General features: G+C 64.7%; 17 protein-coding genes. 13 read left to right on the top strand and 4 right to left on the bottom strand.

Annotated elements, in window-relative coordinates:
• Window position 1: 1 nt before the first annotated feature.
• Genes B4383_RS11405 through B4383_RS11395 form a run of 3 tightly spaced genes read right to left on the bottom strand, consistent with a single transcriptional unit; the run spans window position 2 to window position 2,900 of the window.
• Window positions 2-1,945 (bottom strand): gamma-glutamyltransferase family protein, encoded by a 1,944-nt coding sequence (locus tag B4383_RS11405; protein WP_078288003.1) that lies wholly within the window; start codon window positions 1,943-1,945, stop codon window positions 2-4.
• Between the two features lie 19 nt (window positions 1,946-1,964).
• Entirely contained in the window at window positions 1,965-2,600 is a 636-nt protein-coding gene (locus B4383_RS11400) for a hypothetical protein (protein ID WP_078288004.1), read from the bottom strand.
• A gap of 15 nt (window positions 2,601-2,615) precedes the next feature.
• On the bottom strand, window positions 2,616-2,900 hold the full coding sequence (locus B4383_RS11395) for a hypothetical protein (RefSeq protein WP_078288229.1): 285 nt from the start codon (window positions 2,898-2,900) through the stop codon (window positions 2,616-2,618).
• A 140-nt stretch (window positions 2,901-3,040) separates the two neighbouring features.
• Here B4383_RS11395 and uvrC point away from each other — a divergent pair, with 140 nt between their 5' ends.
• From uvrC to tpiA, 8 genes are all read left to right on the top strand, one after another.
• Window positions 3,041-5,089: an excinuclease ABC subunit UvrC gene (uvrC, locus tag B4383_RS11390; protein ID WP_078288005.1), complete on the top strand. Its 2,049-nt coding sequence runs from the start codon at window positions 3,041-3,043 to the stop codon at window positions 5,087-5,089.
• Window positions 5,058-5,963 (top strand): RNase adapter RapZ, encoded by a 906-nt coding sequence (rapZ, locus tag B4383_RS11385; RefSeq protein WP_078288006.1) that lies wholly within the window; start codon window positions 5,058-5,060, stop codon window positions 5,961-5,963. Before uvrC ends, rapZ begins: the two co-directional genes overlap by 32 nt.
• Complete coding sequence (yvcK, locus tag B4383_RS11380) at window positions 5,960-7,039, top strand: uridine diphosphate-N-acetylglucosamine-binding protein YvcK (RefSeq protein ID WP_078288007.1); 1,080 nt, start codon at window positions 5,960-5,962, stop codon at window positions 7,037-7,039. Before rapZ ends, yvcK begins: the two co-directional genes overlap by 4 nt.
• Window positions 7,036-8,013, top strand: a complete 978-nt coding sequence (whiA, locus tag B4383_RS11375) for a DNA-binding protein WhiA (RefSeq protein WP_139360706.1) — start codon at window positions 7,036-7,038, stop codon at window positions 8,011-8,013. The genes yvcK and whiA overlap by 4 nt, the downstream gene beginning before the upstream one ends.
• Window positions 8,014-8,192: 179 nt before the next feature.
• Entirely contained in the window at window positions 8,193-9,413 is a 1,221-nt protein-coding gene (locus B4383_RS11370) for an MFS transporter (RefSeq protein ID WP_078288230.1), read from the top strand.
• Window positions 9,414-9,469: 56 nt separating this feature from the next.
• A complete protein-coding gene (gene gap / locus B4383_RS11365; RefSeq protein WP_057965938.1) occupies window positions 9,470-10,492 on the top strand; it encodes a type I glyceraldehyde-3-phosphate dehydrogenase in 1,023 nt (340 codons plus the stop codon).
• Window positions 10,493-10,494: 2 nt separating this feature from the next.
• Window positions 10,495-11,721, top strand: a complete 1,227-nt coding sequence (locus tag B4383_RS11360) for a phosphoglycerate kinase (protein ID WP_078288009.1) — start codon at window positions 10,495-10,497, stop codon at window positions 11,719-11,721.
• An 11-nt stretch (window positions 11,722-11,732) separates the two neighbouring features.
• Complete coding sequence (tpiA, locus tag B4383_RS11355; RefSeq protein ID WP_078288010.1) at window positions 11,733-12,518, top strand: triose-phosphate isomerase; 786 nt, start codon at window positions 11,733-11,735, stop codon at window positions 12,516-12,518.
• Between the two features lies 1 nt (window position 12,519).
• Here tpiA and B4383_RS11350 read toward each other — a convergent pair whose 3' ends face one another.
• Window positions 12,520-14,190, bottom strand: a complete 1,671-nt coding sequence (locus B4383_RS11350; RefSeq protein ID WP_078288011.1) for a DUF2207 domain-containing protein — start codon at window positions 14,188-14,190, stop codon at window positions 12,520-12,522.
• A gap of 78 nt (window positions 14,191-14,268) precedes the next feature.
• Here B4383_RS11350 and B4383_RS11345 point away from each other — a divergent pair, with 78 nt between their 5' ends.
• The 5 genes from B4383_RS11345 to B4383_RS11325 all read left to right on the top strand — a co-directional run bounded on the left by B4383_RS11345 (window position 14,269) and on the right by B4383_RS11325 (window position 17,450).
• Window positions 14,269-15,438: a neutral zinc metallopeptidase gene (locus B4383_RS11345; protein WP_078288012.1), complete on the top strand. Its 1,170-nt coding sequence runs from the start codon at window positions 14,269-14,271 to the stop codon at window positions 15,436-15,438.
• Between the two features lie 49 nt (window positions 15,439-15,487).
• Window positions 15,488-15,724 carry a preprotein translocase subunit SecG gene (secG, locus tag B4383_RS11340; protein ID WP_030093493.1) on the top strand — a complete coding sequence of 79 codons (237 nt, stop codon included), beginning with the start codon at window positions 15,488-15,490 and terminating at the stop codon, window positions 15,722-15,724.
• A gap of 265 nt (window positions 15,725-15,989) precedes the next feature.
• A complete protein-coding gene (locus tag B4383_RS11335) occupies window positions 15,990-16,376 on the top strand; it encodes a hypothetical protein (RefSeq protein ID WP_078288013.1) in 387 nt (128 codons plus the stop codon).
• Window positions 16,373-16,708, top strand: a complete 336-nt coding sequence (locus tag B4383_RS11330; protein WP_078288014.1) for a hypothetical protein — start codon at window positions 16,373-16,375, stop codon at window positions 16,706-16,708. Before B4383_RS11335 ends, B4383_RS11330 begins: the two co-directional genes overlap by 4 nt.
• The gene (locus B4383_RS11325) at window positions 16,695-17,450 is read left to right on the top strand and encodes a hypothetical protein (RefSeq protein ID WP_078288015.1); all 756 of its coding nucleotides are present in this window, start codon (window positions 16,695-16,697) and stop codon (window positions 17,448-17,450) included. The genes B4383_RS11330 and B4383_RS11325 overlap by 14 nt, the downstream gene beginning before the upstream one ends.
• Window positions 17,451-17,465: the final 15 nt, after the last annotated feature.

The raw sequence follows: 17,465 nt of genomic DNA, 5'->3' as shown, positions 1-17,465 counted from the left end.
TTTAGCCCGTATCGCCCATGACGAGGCCCTCGCGGCGCGGATCCGCACCGCCGATCCACCCAGGCCCTCGCCGCACCAGCGCCGACAGGCCACTGGACTGGTCGGCAACATCGACGGTGTGGCCGCGGCTACGCAGCCCTTGGACTAACGGATCGTTGGCACCGTTGTCGCGGGCATCGATGTTGGGGTGCTCGCCACCGACATTGGTCTTGCGCGAGTTGTTGGCGCCGAAGTCCACCATGGATACCGCCTGCTGGGGATCCAGGCCCCAGTCCAAAATGCCCACAAGGGTTTTCACCACAAATTGGATGATGACCGCGCCACCCGGCGACCCGACCGCGAGCAGCAGTGCACCGCGCTTACCGGACTCCGTGCGTTCGAAGACCAGGGTGGGTGCCATGGAGCTACGCGGCCGCTTGCCCGGCTGTAACCGGTTGGCAATGGGAAGCCCGTCCTTACCCGCGGGCTCGGCAGAGAAGTCAGTGAGCTGGTTGTTGAGGATAAAGCCGTCGACCATGTGATAGGAGCCGAACGCGGATTCGACTGTGGTGGTGAGCGATGCGGCGTTGCCGTGCGCGTCAACGACGGTCACCTGGCTGGTGCCGTGTTCTGGAGTGGACACGGCCGCTGACGCGGGAACGTTGAAGTCGCCGGGTTTGGCGATGCCCATCGTCTTCTCGCCGGAGATAAGTTTGGCACGCCCGGTCAGGTAGGTCGGGTTGAGCAGGGTGCTCGGTGAATTGCCTGGGAGCGCGACGAAATCGGTGTCAGCGACGTACTTGTCGCGATCTGCGTAGGCCAGCCGTTCTGCTTCGGCGATGTAGTGCACGCCGTCGACTGTGGGCCTGCCCCCGTCGAGGTCGACGTCCGTAGGTCGGTAGGAGGCCATCGGAAAGTTCTGGAGCATGCCCAGGGTGGCGGCGACGGCGATGCCACCCGAGGACGGTGCCGGCATGCCGCAGATTTCGTGATCGCGATATGTGGTGCAGAGGGATTCGCGGTTCTTCGCCGAATACCCGGAGAGATCGGCCGTCGTCATGAGGCTCGGGGTGCGTCCCGACGAGGTGTCTGCCGCTGCGGCGACGATGTCCTCGGCGATTGCGCCTCGGTAGAAGGCGTCCGGCCCGTCGGTGGCGACGGCGCCAAGGGTTTTGGCATAGGCCGGGTTGGTGAGCTTCGTTCCTGAGGGTTTCGCTGATCCGTCGGGGTTGAGAAAGTACGTACCCGCCTCCTGGTCCAGGGCAAGGCTGGTCGCCGAGTCGCTGATCGCGGCGGCGAGCCGGGGACTGATCTCGAAGCCTTCGTCGGCTAATTGGACTGCCGGAGTGAATAAGTCGCGCCACGGAACGGTGCCGTGCGCGGATTGGGCGTCATGGAGCATGCGCAGGATGCCGGGTACCCCGATCGAACGGCCTGATGAGCGTGCATCGGGCCTGGGCTGGCCCCTGTCGGCATCGTCGATCCAGCGCAGGTAATTCTCGGTGGCCGCCGCGGGCGCGACCTCTCGGCCGTCGTATGCCTGCACCGCTCCGGTCTGGGCGTCGTAGTAGACCAGGAAGCCGCCGCCGCCGATTCCGGAGGATTGCGGTTCGACGAGTCCGAGCACGGTTTGTGCGGTCACCAACGCGTCCGCCGCCGATCCGCCATCGCGTAGCACGCGACAGGCTGCCTGGGTGGCCAGCGGGTTAGCCGTCGCGACGGCATAGCTCGCGGTGCGGACCGCCGACATGCCTGTGCGGTAACCGGTGGCGACCTCGGGATTGGTCGAGATATCGCGTGGGGCTGTGGTGCCCGCGACCACGGTTTTGGCAACCGGAATGCCATTGGTGACGATGCTGCACGGTTCGGATCCGGCACCCGGGCGCGTCGCGTGATCGGTCGAGCAACCTGCGGCAGCGAGGAGAGCAATGGAGGGGAAGGCCAGCAGTCTCGACAGAGTCCTCACAATTCCATCACGTTAGCGGTTAGGGGGAGATGTCCACCGGGTGGTAGGAGAAGCCGATTTCGACCGGCGTGTTGACGAGCTCCGGACTCCGGGCCGAAAGCACGGCGTCGCCGTTGGGATCGAGCTGGACGGTCAACGGGATATCAGTGCCCTTGACGGTGGTCACCCTCGGCGATGCGAACATTCCGACCAACAGCGCGGGCTGATCGGCGCCGGCGCCATCGGATTCGATGAGCAGTGTGGTGCCGTGCCGCACCCAATGCGTGCCGGCGGGCAGTCCAAGGCGCAAGTTGTAGTCGAACGAGTCGGACGGGTTCTTCTTCACGATCGTGAAGTACTCGCCACCGTCGACAAGAGGTGTCACGGTGAAATCGGTGTCGGCGGAGTGGTAGGTGGCCTCGCCGTCGGGGCCCCATTCCGCGGGCAGCAGGGGAGCGTCATCAGGCAAGGTGATCGTCAGTAGCTCGCCGGGTTTTCCGGTCCTGACCTTGATGCCCTCCTGCGCGAAGATGGGAAGTACCGCTGTCCGAGAAGCGGTTTCAGAGTTCGGCGCGGGTACTGGGGTATCGGGATCAGCTGCGGCGATCGTGGGCGACAGGGCGATTCCGGTCATGGTCACCATGGCAACCGCCAGGGAGCCAACGCTGTTTCTCATCCATCGTCCTATCTGTCAGCACGCCAGAGTGACGTGAGCGACCTTGGTAGACACGGGAACCGAAGTCGGCCTGTTACGCATATCGCGCGCACTGGCCACATTGGAGACTGGCGACTGTTGATTGACGGACTGGACGACGCAGTTGTCGGGATGCGCCGAGCCGATCCTGGTCACGGTCACGCGATAGCCGCTGGCCTGCAAGCTGTTGATCACGGCATCGGCGTCGTTCGACGGACGGGCTAGGGCCTGTATCGCGGTGATGAGGGACAGGCCGGTCGCCGCGGCGACGAACACGGGTATCGATCCCGCGGGCAATCTACGCACGGTTGTCCCTCCTTCGTCCCCACGTTGAGGTACCCCCTGAGGGTAGCGGATTGTCGAACAGCGACGGGCGTCTATCGATGAGTTCGAGCGTCGGAGCCCCCGACTAGCCTGGATATGTGCCCGATCCCTCGACTTATCGACCGGCTCCCGGCTCGATACCCGTCGAGCCGGGGGTCTACCGATTCCGTGATCCGCACGGACGGGTCATCTACGTGGGCAAGGCCAAGAGCCTTCGTAGCCGGCTCACCTCGTACTTCGCCGATATCGCGAGTCTGCATCCGCGCACCCGACAGATGGTCACCACCGCGGGCAGCGTGGAATGGACCGTGGTGGGCACCGAGGTCGAAGCCCTGCAACTCGAATACAACTGGATCAAGGAATTCGATCCGCGCTTCAACGTCCGCTACCGCGACGACAAGTCGTATCCGGTGCTGGCCGTCACCCTCAATGAGGAGTACCCGCGGCTATTCGTCTACCGCGGGCCCCGCCGGAAGGGCGTGCGCTACTTCGGCCCGTACTCGCATGCGTGGGCCATCAGGGAAACCCTCGATCTGCTGACCCGGGTGTTCCCCGCGCGCACCTGCTCCAATGGAGTGTTCAAGCGGCACAAACAGATTGATCGGCCCTGCCTGCTCGGATACATCGAAAAGTGTTCGGCGCCCTGTGTTGGGCGGGTAAGTGCCGAGGAGCACCGCGAGATCGTTCTTGATTTCTGCGACTTCTTATCGGGTAAGACGGATCGTCTGGCTCGCGACATGGAACGTGAAATGAACCATGCATCCCAGGAACTGAATTTTGAACGGGCGGCACGGCTGCGGGACAACATCTCGGCGCTGCAGCGTGCGCTGGAGCGACAGACTGTGGTGTTCGGCGACGGCACCGACGCCGATGTGGTGGCGTTTGCCGATGACGAGCTGGAGGCTGCCGTGCAGGTCTTTCATGTGCGCGGCGGACGGGTTCGCGGACAACGCGGGTGGATTGTCGAAAAAACCGGCGACCCAGGCGATTCCGACCTTGAGGGGCTGGTCGAGCAGTTCCTCACTCAGTTCTACGGCGATCAGGCCGACCTCGCCCATGTCGCCGATGCGGATGCCGACGTGGCGCCGGTGCCGCGGGAGGTCCTGGTGCCCGTTCTGCCCCGCGATGCCGAGGGGATGACCTCCTGGTTAACCGGTCTGCGCGGTTCTCGGGTCTCGTTGCGGGTACCGCAGCGCGGCGACAAAAAGGCTCTCGCCGAGACAGTGGAGCGCAACGCGAAAGAGGCCCTAACGCAGCACAAGCTCAAGCGTGCAGGGGATCTCACCACGAGATCGGCGGCATTGCAGGAGCTTCAGGATGCGCTCGGTCTGGAGCAGGCGCCCTTGCGTATCGAGTGCATCGATATCAGCCATGTCCAGGGCACCGATGTAGTGGCCTCGCTGGTGGTTTTCGAGGACGGTCTGTCCCGTCGGTCGGACTATCGCCACTACAGCATCAGAGAGGCCGCCGGCGACGGTCGCTCCGATGACGTCGCCTCCATCGCGGAGATCACCCGTCGACGATTCGCGCGGCATGTGCAAGACGCCCAGATTCATCAGGACGCGGTTCCGGGCTTGGGTGTCGGCGGCGTCGCGGCTCCGGAAGGCAGGTCACGGAAATTCGCTTATCCGCCCAACCTTTTCGTAGTCGATGGTGGTGCGCCCCAGGTCAACGCGGCTGCCGCTGAGTTGAGCGAGCTGGGTGTCACCGATGTCGCGGTGATCGGTTTGGCCAAGCGGCTCGAAGAGGTGTGGGTGCCGGGTGAGGCGGATCCGGTAATCCTGCCGCGAACAAGTCAGGCGCTGTACCTACTGCAGCGCGTGCGCGATGAGGCGCACCGATTCGCCATCACGTTTCATCGCAGCAAGCGGTCCCGGCGGATGACCGCCTCGGTGCTCGACGGCATACCGGGGCTGGGGGAGGCGCGCCGGGCCGCCCTCGTCTCGCATTTCGGTTCGGTGGCGCAGCTCAAGAAGGCCAGCGTCGAGGAGATCACCGCGGTTCCGGGTATCGGTGCGGCCACGGCGCTCGCGGTACGTGACGCGCTCATGGGTTCTGACTCTTCAGGTGCGACTTCCGGGGCAACCGACGCGCCGTTGCCCGTCATGGTCGAAAATGGAGTCGATGACACTTCACGCCCCTCATGAGACCGCGAACGCCGATATCGACGTCGTCCTGGTCACGGGCCTATCGGGCGCGGGACGCGGTACGACCGCCAAGGTGCTCGAGGACCTGGGGTGGTACGTCGCGGACAACCTGCCGCCCGAACTGATCACGCGCATGGTCGACTTGGGCCTTGCCGCCGGTTCACGCATCACGCAGCTCGCCGTGGTGATGGATGTGCGGTCTCGGGGCTTCACCGGCGATCTGGAGTCGGTGCGTGCCGACCTGGCCACCCGGGGCATCAGCCCACGCGTGCTATTCCTGGAGGCATCCGACGAAAGCCTGGTACGCCGCTACGAACAGAACCGGCGTAGCCACCCGCTGCAGGGCGGTCAGACGCTCGCCGAGGGCATCACCGCCGAACGCATCTTACTCTCACCCATCCGGGCCTCGGCGGATCTGGTCATCGACACGTCGTCACTGCCTGTGCCTGCGCTGCGTGCTGCGATCGAACGTGCCTTCAGCACTGAGACGGTGGCGCATCTGAGCGTCACCGTGGAATCTTTCGGATTCAAATATGGACTGCCGATGGATGCCGATATGGTCGTTGACGTTAGGTTTCTACCGAACCCGCACTGGGTGGATGAACTGCGACCGCACACCGGTCAGCACCCGGCGGTCAGTCAGTACGTGTTAAGCCAACCCGGTGCGGACGAGTTCTTGGACACCTACCGTCGGCTGCTGAACCTCGTCATCGACGGTTACCGGCGAGAGGGAAAGCGCTACATGACAATCGCGGTGGGCTGCACAGGCGGCAAGCATCGCAGTGTCGCGATAGCCGAGGCGCTAGCCGCATCTATGGCACCCGATGAAGGTCTGTCAGTGCGCGTGTTGCACCGTGACCTGGGGCGCGAATGAATCCCGGCACCGATCAGCCCCATGTCGCGCGACGCGAATCTCGCATTGTCGCCCTCGGTGGGGGGCACGGCCTGTACGCGACGCTGTCGGCGGCGCGACGGCTTACCCACGACATCACCGCCGTGGTGACGGTCTCCGACGACGGCGGGTCGTCCGGGCGAATCCGCTCGGAGCTGGGCATCGTGCCGCCCGGTGATCTGCGCATGGCCTTGGCAGCGCTCGCCTCCGACAGCCCGCGCGGGCGCATGTGGGCCACGGCCATTCAGCACCGGCTCGGCGGCAGCGGTGGACTGGCGGGGCATCCGATCGGCAACTTGATGCTGGCCGGGCTTACCGACATGCTGGCCGATCCGGTCACCGCGCTCGACGAGATGGGGCGCATGCTCGGCATCACCGGGCGGGTGTTGCCGATGTGTCCGATTCCGTTGCAGATCGAGGCTGACGTGTCCGGCTTGGAGTCCGACCCGCGGATGAGTCGGGTGATCCGGGGGCAGGTGGCATTGGCGACCACGCCGGGCAAGGTGCGGCGGGTGCGTATGCACCCGGGTAATCCACCCGCCACCCGGCAGGCCGTGGAGGCCATTATGGCCGCTGACCTGGTAGTTTTAGGGCCCGGGTCGTGGTTCACGAGTGTCATCCCACATGTGCTGGTACCCGATCTTTTCGCGGCCTTGCAGCAGACCCGGGCTCGCAAGGCCCTGATCTTGAACCTTGCGCCGGAACCGGGGGAGACGGCGGGCTTTTCCGCGGAGCGTCATTTGCACGTACTCTCGCAACACGCTCCCGAGTTCGGTGTGCATGACATCGTCGTCGAATCTGCGTCTGCAGATGACACCGAACGCGACCACTTGACCAGGGCGGCCGCCTTGTTCAATGCGCAGGTTCAATTCGCTGATGTCTCGCGTCCTGGTACACATTTACATGACCCTGCGAAACTGTCGGCGGTCTTGGATCGAGTACGGACGGGTAGTGCCGCCGCAGCCGCGGGAACAGATGCCGAATCCACGGTGCGCCTGGCAGCGGGGGGCGGGAGCACACAGCATGGAATCCAGAGAGGGGACGCCCCGTGGCGATGACCGCCGAGGTCAAGGACGAACTGAGCCGCCTGGTGGTGACTCAGGTCAGTAGCCGCCGCGCCGAGGTCGCGTCGCTGCTGCGGTTCGCCGGCGGACTGCATATCGTCAGCGGGCGGGTTGTCGTCGAGGCAGAGGTCGACCAGGGCAGCATTGCGCGGCGCCTGCGCAAGGACATCTTCGATCTGTACGGCTACAGCGCCGTGGTGCACGTGCTGTCGGCGGGCGGTATCCGCAAGACAACTCGCTATGTGGTCCGTGTCGCCAAAGATGGAGAAGCGTTGGCGAGACAAACAGGCCTGCTCGATCTGCGGGGCCGCCCGGTGCGCGGGTTGCCCGCACAGGTGGTCGGTGGCAGCGTGGCCGATGCGGAGGCCGCGTGGCGTGGGGCCTTCCTGGCACACGGCTCGCTGACGGAACCCGGCAGGTCTTCGGCGCTGGAGGTCAGCTGCCCGGGTCCCGAGGCGGCGCTGGCGCTGGTGGGCGCGGCTCGGCGGCTTGGTGTGAGTGCCAAAGCACGCGAGGTGCGGGGCAGCGATCGTGTGGTGGTGCGTGACGGTGAGGCCATCGGTGCCCTGCTCACCCGGATGGGCGCCCAGGACACCCGGCTGACCTGGGAAGAGCGCCGGATGCGTCGTGAGGTGCGGGCAACGGCGAACCGGCTCGCCAATTTCGATGACGCGAATCTGCGCAGGTCCGCGCGCGCGGCAGTCGCGGCCGCTGCCCGGGTGGAGCGTGCGCTGGAAATCCTGGGTGACACGGTGCCGGATCATCTCGCGGCGGCCGGAAAGTTGCGCGTCGAGCACCGTCAGGCATCGCTTGAGGAGCTGGGCCGTCTCGCCGATCCGGTGATGACCAAAGATGCTGTAGCAGGCCGTATTCGGCGACTACTGTCGATGGCCGACCGCAAGGCCAAGACCGACGGCATCCCCGATACCGAGTCCGCGGTGACCCCGGAGCTGCTCGAAGACGCCTAGCCAGTCAACCAGCGGCGGGCGAAAACCGATGGCGAATTGTCGGAGTACTTTCGTACTCTGGGTCGGTGGACTTCGCTAAGCAGGTGAAAACCGAAGGGGTCCTTGGGAAAAACCCTGAGGACTCTTCGGGCGAGGAGCCACACCATCAGATCACTGGACTGCCGCGCGCGCTGCGCCCGCTGCGCCATCGCGATTACCGTCTGCTGACGCTCGGCCTGGCAGTGACCCTGCTGGGTAATGGCATGTGGACCGTGGCGCTGGTGTGGCAGGTCATCAGGATGGGCATGGGTCCGGGACAGGTGGCCGTGGCGGGCACCATGTTCAGCATCGGACTGCTGATCAGTGTGTTACCCGCAGGCGTGGCCGCGGACCGGCTGCCCAAGCTGTGGGTGATGCGCTGCTCGCTGATCGTGCAGGCCTTGATCATGTTCGTCACGGCGCTGCTGGCCCTGACCGGCAGCCTCCAGATCTGGCATCTCGGCGTGACGTCGCTGCTGTTCGGGATCTCCGAAGGCCTCTACATCCCGTCGTACACCGCACTGCTGCCGAGCCTGCTGCCGCATGACGAACTGTTGGCCGCCAACGGAATCGAGGGGGTGCTGCGACCCACGGTGCAACTGGCCTTGGGGCCCGCGATCGGCGCGACGATCGTCAATGCGTGGGCGCCCGGTGGGGTGTTCTTGACCGAGGGTGTGCTCATCACGATCGCCGTCGGCTGCCTGGTGCTCATTCGGCATCGGCATGAGCCGGTGCAGGCGGACGTCGACGAGCATCCGCTGCGGCGCGCGGCCACCGATCTCCTCGACGGTTTCACGTACATGGTGCACACCGGTTGGTTCTTCGCGACGCTTCTCTTCGCGATCGGTTATGTGCTGGTGGTGGTCGGCCCCATTGAAATCCTGTTGCCCTTCGTCATTCGTGATCACGGTGGTGACCCGGGTTCGCATGCCACGGTGTTGGCGCTGTTCGGTATCGCGGGTGCGGTGGGGTCATTCGTGGTGTCCTCACTGCCCCTGGCGCGCCGGTATCTGACCGTGATGATCCTGATGTGGGGTGCCGGGTCGCTGCCGCTGGTGCTCATCGGATTCACCGGGCACCTCTGGACCATCATCGTGGCGATGATCATCGTCGGCGGAACCATGCAGGCGGCCAATGTCATCTGGGGCACCCTCATGCAGCGCCGGGTGCCCGAGGAGATGCTGGGCCGTGCCGCCAGCATGGACTTCTTCGTCTCTCTGGTGGGGTTGCCGGCGTCCTTCGCATTGGTCGTGCCGGTGGCTCATGTGATCGGCAATACCGCAGTGTTCATCATCGCCGGGATAGCGCCGCTGGTTCTGGCGGTCGCCGCCCACGTGTTGGCGCGACTGGGCCGGGACGAAGTGGCGCACCCCCTGGGCTAATGTGAGTCCCGATAACGGGTACACCACATATCAAACAGACAAAGAGGGAGCGCTACGTGACTGTCCGGGTAGGCGTAAACGGGTTTGGCCGGATCGGCCGGAACTTCTTTCGGGCACTGGACGCGCAGAAGGCTCAAGGGATCAACACCGACATCGAGATTGTCGCGGTCAACGACCTGACCGATAACGCCACCCTGGCCCACCTGCTGAAATTCGATTCCATCCTGGGCCGGCTTCCGTATGACGTCAGCCTGGAAGGCGACGACACGATCGTTGTCGGCGACCACAAGATCAAGGCCCTCGAGGTCCGCGAAGGTCCGGCGGCGCTGCCGTGGGGTGACCTGGGTGTCGATGTCGTCGTCGAATCGACCGGCATCTTCACCAAGCGTGAGAAGGCGCAGGGCCACCTGGACGCCGGCGCCAAGAAGGTCATCATCTCCGCGCCCGCCAGCGATGAGGACATCACCATCGTGCTGGGCGTCAACGACGACAAGTACGACGGCAGCCAGAACATCATCTCCAACGCCTCGTGCACCACGAACTGCCTCGGACCGCTGGCCAAGGTTCTCAACGATGAGTTCGGCATCGTCAAGGGCCTGATGACCACGATCCACGCCTACACCCAGGACCAGAACCTGCAGGACGGCCCGCACAGCGATCTGCGTCGCGCCCGCGCTGCCGCGCTGAACATCGTGCCGACCTCGACGGGCGCCGCCAAGGCCATCGGTCTGGTGTTGCCCGAGCTCAAGGGCAAGCTCGATGGTTACGCCCTGCGTGTGCCGATCCCCACGGGTTCGGCGACCGACCTCACCGTGGAGCTCGCGAAGGCCGCCAGCGCTGCCGATATCAACGCCGCCATGAAGGCCGCCGCGGAGGGCAAGCTCAAGGGCATCCTGAAGTACTACGACGCGCCGATCGTGTCCTCGGACATCGTCACCGACCCGCACAGCTCGATCTTCGACGCGGGGCTGACCAAGGTGATCGACAACCAGGCCAAGGTGGTCTCCTGGTACGACAACGAGTGGGGTTACTCGAACCGCCTGGTCGACCTGGTCGGCCTGGTCGGCAAGTCGCTGTAACGATGGCGATCAAGTCCCTCAACGATCTGCTGGCAGAGGGAGTTTCGGGCAAGGGCGTGCTGGTCCGGTCGGACCTGAACGTCCCGCTCGATGACAATCTCAACATCACTGACCCCGGCCGGATCGTGGCGTCGGTCCCGACCATCCGTGCGCTCGCGGGTGCCGGGGCCAAGGTCATCGTCACCGCACACCTGGGCCGCCCGGACGGTAAGCCGGATCCCCGGTTGTCTCTGGCTCCGGTAGGTGCTGCGCTCAGCGAACTGCTGGGTCAGCACGTGCAGGTTGCCGGCGATGTCGTCGGCACCGATGCGCTGGCACGCGCCGAAGGCCTCACCGACGGCGACGTGCTGCTGTTGGAGAACATCCGGTTCGATCCGCGCGAGACCAGCAAGGATGACGCACAGCGGCTGGCGCTTGCCCAGGAGCTGGCCGAATTGGTGGGCGGCCCAACGGGTACCGGCGGCGCGTTTGTTTCCGACGGGTTCGGTGTGGTGCATCGCAAGCAGGCGTCCGTCTACGACGTGGCGACCTTGCTGCCGCATTACGCCGGTGGTCTGGTGGCTGCTGAGGTGGAAGTTCTGCGGGTGCTCACCGCTAGTACCGAGCGTCCGTACGCGGTGGTGCTCGGCGGGTCGAAGGTCTCGGACAAGCTGGCGGTCATCGAATCGCTGGCCACCAAGGCCGACAGCCTGGTGATCGGCGGCGGGATGTGCTTCACCTTCCTGGCCGCGCAGGGGCTGCCGGTCGGCAAGTCGCTGGTGCAGCCGGAGATGGTGGACACCTGCAAGCGGCTGCTGGATACCTATGCCGATGTGATTCACCTGCCGATGGATATCGTGGCGGCGGACCAGTTTGCCGCCGATTCGCCCTCGGAAATCGTTGCCGCGGACGCTATTCCAGAAGGCAAGATGGGCCTGGACATCGGGCCGGAGTCGGTCAAGCGATTCACGGCCGTGCTGTCGAATGCCAAGACCATCTTCTGGAACGGTCCCATGGGTGTCTTCGAGTTCCCGGCTTTCGCCGCCGGCACCCGGGGTGTTGCCGAGGCGATCATCGCGGCCACCGAGAAGGGCGCGTTCAGCGTGGTCGGCGGTGGTGATTCGGCGGCCGCGGTGCGTGCGCTGGACCTGCCGGACGACGGCTTCTCCCACATCTCCACCGGTGGTGGTGCATCCCTGGAATACCTTGAAGGCAAGGCGCTTCCGGGCATCGACGTATTAGAGGACTAGGGGAGCCCCACATGTCGCGTAAGCCGCTGATCGCAGGCAACTGGAAGATGAACCTCAATCATTTCGAGGCCATCGCTCTGGTGCAAAAGATTGCGTTCTCGTTGCCGGACAAGTACTTCGACAAGGTGGACGTGACGGTCATTCCGCCGTTCACCGATATCCGCAGTGTGCAGACCCTGGTCGACGGGGACAAGCTGCGCCTTACCTATGGCGCCCAGGACTTGTCGGTATACGACTCGGGTGCCTACACCGGTGAGATCAGCGGTGTATTTCTGGCCAAGCTGGGGGTCACCTACGTCGTGGTTGGGCACTCCGAGCGTCGTCAGTACCACGCCGAGGATGACGCGCTGGTGGCCGCCAAGGCCGCTGCGGCGCTCAAGCACGGCCTGACGCCGATCGTCTGCATCGGTGAGGCTCTCGACATCCGCGAAGCGGGGGACCACGTCCAGTACAACGTGGACTCCTTGCGGGGGTCACTGGCCGGGCTCAGTGCGGACCAAGTCGCCCAGGTTGTGATTGCTTACGAGCCGGTATGGGCCATCGGTACCGGCCGGGTGGCCAGTGCCGCCGACGCTCAGGAAGTGTGCGCCGCGATCCGTGCCGAGCTGGCCCAGATCGCGAACGCCACGGTGGCCGCATCGGTGCGCGTCCTGTACGGCGGCTCGGCCAACGCTAAGAACGTGGGTGAACTGATCGCGCAAGACGATGTCGACGGTGCCCTGGTGGGTGGCGCCTCCCTGGACGGTGAGCAGTTCGCCCAGATGTCGGCGATCGCCGCGGGTGGGCCCCTGCTCTAACTCAGCTGTCCGGCAGATTCCGCAAATGCGCTGCGCGCGCGAGCACGCTATCAAGGGTCGTAAGGAAGAGCGGCAGATTAGCGGTGATGGCCGCCGTGGTTTTGTTGACTTCTTCGGAAGCTGTGTCGTACCAATCGATTCCGGGTGAGCCGTCTGCGGCGGTATCGAGTGTTTCCATGGCCTTGAGCCATGCGCCGAGCTGCCCCAGGACCACGGCGTAGGGTGCCGCCCGGGTCAGGATGATCTCCCGGTCGGCGGGCTCCAAGTCCTCCATGTTGAGCTCACCCAAGTAGCGGCGCAGCGCGGCCACATGCGCTACCAGCAGCCGGCCACGAGCCGTCCGCACCGGAAGTAGCATTCCGGCCAGCGCACAGGCGGCTCCCGCACCGCTTACCGCGACGCCGACCATGGCGCTGCCGACGCTGAGCGCCAATACGGCCGTGATCACGAGACCGCCGAGCAGCACGCCGATGCCATAACGGGCCAGGGAGCCTAGGTGTTCGGGTGAGCGGCGGAACCACCGATTGCGCTGGGCGTCGGTGTACATCGTGTCGGAGATGCCGCCAAGATCCAGCCGGGAACCCGGTATGTGGAGGCCGGACAAGAACACCGTCTCGGCTCCTTGGGGGAGAAGGATATTCAGCGTCCGCGTCTCATAGCAGGTCAGGAGTCCGTCCGCCGGTGCGCGGCGCGATATCTGCCAATCGAGTCTGCCGCCGGGGTCTGTTGTTTCGGCGATCCATAGGTATCCGCGCACCGCCAGGTCGATGACCGTCGCCGTCAGGTCAACGGCGTCGACGTGCAGGTCGATAACGGTGCCCACCTGGCCCGGCAGTACCCCGTCCGGCGCGGCGAATCGTGATCCTGCCTCGTCGCGCACCAAAGGATCAGCTGGGGTGACGGTGATTTCGGCGGCGCGCGTATCTCGGCGGCGCGCGATCAGCACCCACCCCGCCAGTGTGGCCGAGATGATGCCCAGGCCCACCAGCGCTGTGATTCCTGGCCATGTCAGCGCGAAGGCGCCCTGCGGGCCCGGGAGCACTGTGAAGGTTGCGGTTGGCGGCACGGTACCGGCCGGAACCACCACGGTAAAGGTGGCTGTCGCGCCCGGTGGCAATTCGTCTTGTTGGAGGCGGACCACTCCGGTGTGATCGACCTGGGCTGCGGTGCACCGTATTTGAGCTCCCGTCGGGCCCAGGGTGCACGTGGGGGAGCTGGGTTTGGTGCTGGGGGAGGAGAACGAGGCGGTGATGTCGCGTAGGCGGGAATCCCAGCCGGAGGCAAATGGCCAGAGCACCTGCTGGTGATCGGCTGTGTCGGAGACGGTCCCACGAACCGTGTAGCTGATGGTGGCTGGCCCACTCGCGTTGGTAATCAATGTGTTTTCGTCGACTGCCGCAGTCGCGCCGCCTGTAGTGGCGACGTTACTGATCTCAAAATGCTGAATCCGGTTGCCCTCGACCACCGTATCGAGAGCGAGATGACGTTGCAGCACTTGGTCTTTCGCTGGGGTGATGGTTTCAGTGATGCTCAGCGTGCCGTCGTCGGCTAGGTTCATTGCGACTGCCAAGGTGCCGGTGGGGCTGTCCGCACCCGCTGGGACCGCCGCGAGAAGCCATCCGGTGCATACCGACAGACATACCAACAGCCGCAAAACCGCCCCGCGAATCATCTCTCCCACGGCGGTAACCCTAGGTCAGGGTCGATATGCTGGCGCGCATTCACAGAATGTATTTGGGGGGCGGACCATATGAGGCAGCAGCCGTACTGCCAATCCGGGCCGGTGCTCGGCTGGGGTGCACCGCTACCGCCGCCTGCTCGCGCTCCCATGGCGCCACCTCCGCGCGGATGGCGCCCACCGCCCGTTGCGCCATTTCCGGGATACCCGGCGCCTCAACCGCCGCCTGGGTATCGAGTGCCGTCGGTGCGTCCGGTGTATCGACCGCCGGCCGGGTACGGACCGCCGCCGCGTGCGCGCGGCGGGTCTCACACTGGCCTGATCATCGGTGGCGCGGTTTGCGCCCTGGTTGCGGCTTTGGTGCTGGGCACGTTGGCGGTATGGGCGCTGCGTCCGAGCAGGGATCGTTCAGTACGGTCCACCGCCACGTGGCCATATCCCTCGACCACGGTTCGTAGTACGGCCGTGTGGACTACATCGTCGGCCAGGCCCACCTCGGCACCAACACCTCCTCCGCCGCGTGGCCCCGAGCCGGTGTACGCGCTCGGCAACAATCCTTTGTTTCGGAATCAGGGCGCGGGATTCACGAACGCGCCGTGCTCCACGAGCACATGGCCGTTCGACATCCCGCACGCCGATGCGTTCTACCGCGACCTTCGCGGGTGCATGGATCCGGAGTGGAAACGGCTGCTCGACTGGAATGCTCTGCCGTGGTCGTCACCGGGCTTGGTAGTGGCCGGAAACTATGTGGATTCGCCCTGCGGGGGCCAATATTTCGGAAGGGAAAGGGCCGCCTTCTACTGTCCCACGAACAACACGATCTACATGTCGATCGTGGGTGTGTCTCCGGCCAGGTATGGGAATCATGACGGTATCTACCTGGCTGTTTACGCCCACGAGTATGGGCATCATGCTCAAGAGCTCAGCGGGGTGTGGGGTGAGTACTGGCGCCAGCGCCGCGCTGTCGGAGTCGATTCGCCGCTGGGACTTGAGTTGTCTCGACGAGCCGAACTGCAGGCTCAGTGTTTCTCGGGAATGTTCCTGGGCTCTCGACGTGGCGGCACCATAACCCAGCAGGAACTCGACTTGGCCTGGAATGACCAGGATCGCGGTGATGGACAGCAGCCGCAGCGTGACCACGGTTCCAACCAGCACGCGGAGGCGTGGTGGCGGCACGGCTCGCTCAAGAATCGACTGTGGGAATGTAATACCTGGCTGGCTGATAGTTCGGAAGTGAGCTGACCGGAGTCCCTGCGCAGGTGAGCGGAACCGAGCCGGTACGCTTACCCCCATGGAATTGGCGTTGCAGATCATCCTGGTGATCACGAGCTTGCTCGTGGTCTTGCTGGTGCTGTTGCACCGTGCGAAGGGCGGTGGTCTGTCCACGCTGTTCGGTGGTGGCGTTCAGTCGAGCCTCTCCGGTTCCACCGTGGTGGAGAAGAACCTGGATCGGCTCACCTACTTCGTCACGGCCATTTGGGTGATCTCGATCATCGGCGTTGGGCTGGAGATCAAGCTCGGCGGATAACGTAATAACGATTCACAGACAGCGGACTACTGCACAGGTAGTCCGCTGTTTTGTCTCTGCGGCAGATATCCTCGCAGGTAGTTGATATTTCATCTATTTGCTGAGAAATTTCTTCAAAATTCATGGAACCGATTCATGCCTTCGGCCCATCAATCTCTATGTATGGCACAGAAGTCGACAAGTGCCATCAGCGGTCGGTGGACCGGGGACGCGGAGGGGACGTTCCCGTTTCACCGGCCGCACCCCAGGAAAGGAGCCCCTCGTCATGTCGGAGTGCCGTGGTGACCCCCGCCAATGGATTCGTGAGTACCAGGATCGCCTGGAGGTTCTTGGGCAGCGTGCCCAGTACGTGCAACAGACCGTCGGTCTGGTGCGGGGCCATGCGAAGGATGACGTAGGGGTGGCGGTGACCGTTGGGTCGGGCGGCCGCATCGAGGCTCTGGACCTGGATGAATCGACGCTGTCGATGGATGCCAGAGATCTGTCGGCCATCATCACCAGAACTATCGCCGCGGCGCAGGTCAACGCGGCCAGCCAGATCCACAGCACATTGCACGACCTGACCGGCGACGGGCCGGCGATGGACTACGTCAAGGGCTACCTGGACGGGGGGCACCTGGGGGAGGGTGAGCATCTGGGATCGCCATCATGAGCAGCGAGACGAGCGGGACCTTCCACTTTGACCGCGATGTGGTGCTGCACGAAGCGGCGAACCTGGAGAGCGCCGGGGGCTCGGTGCGATTCCTGCTCGAGCACCACGGAGAGGGGCTCGGCGAGCAGGACCTGGGGGCGGTGTCGTCGGATTTCGTGATGTCGGTGCGGGGGAGTATCAACCAGCTTTCTGACGCGGTCCGGACCCTGGGCGATGTCATGGTGGAGACGGGACAGCGTCTGCACGACCAGGCTCGGCAGGTCGCCGAAGCGGAGGATCAGACCGTCGCCGCGATGACGAAGATTGGTGAAGGGTTCGGTGGACACCCTTGATGCCGAGCTGAAACCGCTCACTCGCCTCCATGACGCCGGATTGGGCTTCATGGTCGAGCATGTGCAGTTCCTCGAAGAACCACTCGATGCGCTTCGGGGTGACCCGGTCGCAGCCTCCGCGGAGGCCACCTTCTGGCGGTACTGCATTGCCGATGTCACCAATGTGCAGCAGGAGCTGTCGGCTGTGCTCAGCGCGCTGGGTGACGGCCACAGTGGTGCGGCAGCAACGGGGTTCGGCGAGGCGGCCGGTCTCCTCGATGATGCGCTACAAGAGCTGCGCGTGGTCGCGGGGAACGTCAATCAGCGCATCAACGTGGTGACGGATCTGGTCACACATACCCGAAGCATGCTCGGGCAATGGGTGGAAGGGTACGTCGATGACATCATCACCGAGTTCACGGCAGCACGAGCCGCCTCACCCATCACCCAGGGCGGCAGCGTGGCGACCACCATCGCTTCTGCGGTAGCAGATGCCTCTGAGCTTGGAAACAAGATGGGGCGCACGCTGTCTCAGCTTCTGGACCGTCTTGATGAGCATGCGACCGCGATCCGGGACGGGGTAGCCGAGTTCTCGATGAATGTGGAGCGCCTGCGGAAGCCTGCGCCGGGACCCGCCGTCGTACCGGCTTCGGCCCCGGCCGTACAGCAGTCGCAGCCGGCTTCGAAACTGGCACCCGCGGAGCATGGATTGTCTGTGGATCCGGATGCGCTGTTTGCCGCGGGACAGGGCAACGAGAGTTAGACCGCCGCGCACAGA

Source organism: Mycobacterium sp. D16R24 (assembly GCF_002013385.1).
In the GTDB taxonomy this organism is placed as follows: domain Bacteria; phylum Actinomycetota; class Actinomycetes; order Mycobacteriales; family Mycobacteriaceae; genus Mycobacterium.
Note: the sequence above shows the minus strand (reverse complement) of the source record. Positions and strands in the feature narration are given on the sequence as shown.

Coding starts and splice junctions, on each gene's coding strand:
- B4383_RS11400 (WP_078288004.1), bottom strand. CDS start 2,600: ATGAGAAACAGCGTTGGCTCCCTGGCGGTTGCCATGGTGACCATGACC.
- rapZ (WP_078288006.1), top strand. CDS start 5,058: ATGGAGTCGATGACACTTCACGCCCCTCATGAGACCGCGAACGCCGAT.
- yvcK (WP_078288007.1), top strand. CDS start 5,960: ATGAATCCCGGCACCGATCAGCCCCATGTCGCGCGACGCGAATCTCGC.
- whiA (WP_139360706.1), top strand. CDS start 7,036: ATGACCGCCGAGGTCAAGGACGAACTGAGCCGCCTGGTGGTGACTCAG.
- B4383_RS11360 (WP_078288009.1), top strand. CDS start 10,495: ATGGCGATCAAGTCCCTCAACGATCTGCTGGCAGAGGGAGTTTCGGGC.
- tpiA (WP_078288010.1), top strand. CDS start 11,733: ATGTCGCGTAAGCCGCTGATCGCAGGCAACTGGAAGATGAACCTCAAT.
- B4383_RS11350 (WP_078288011.1), bottom strand. CDS start 14,190: ATGATTCGCGGGGCGGTTTTGCGGCTGTTGGTATGTCTGTCGGTATGC.
- B4383_RS11345 (WP_078288012.1), top strand. CDS start 14,269: ATGAGGCAGCAGCCGTACTGCCAATCCGGGCCGGTGCTCGGCTGGGGT.
- secG (WP_030093493.1), top strand. CDS start 15,488: ATGGAATTGGCGTTGCAGATCATCCTGGTGATCACGAGCTTGCTCGTG.
- B4383_RS11335 (WP_078288013.1), top strand. CDS start 15,990: ATGTCGGAGTGCCGTGGTGACCCCCGCCAATGGATTCGTGAGTACCAG.
- B4383_RS11330 (WP_078288014.1), top strand. CDS start 16,373: ATGAGCAGCGAGACGAGCGGGACCTTCCACTTTGACCGCGATGTGGTG.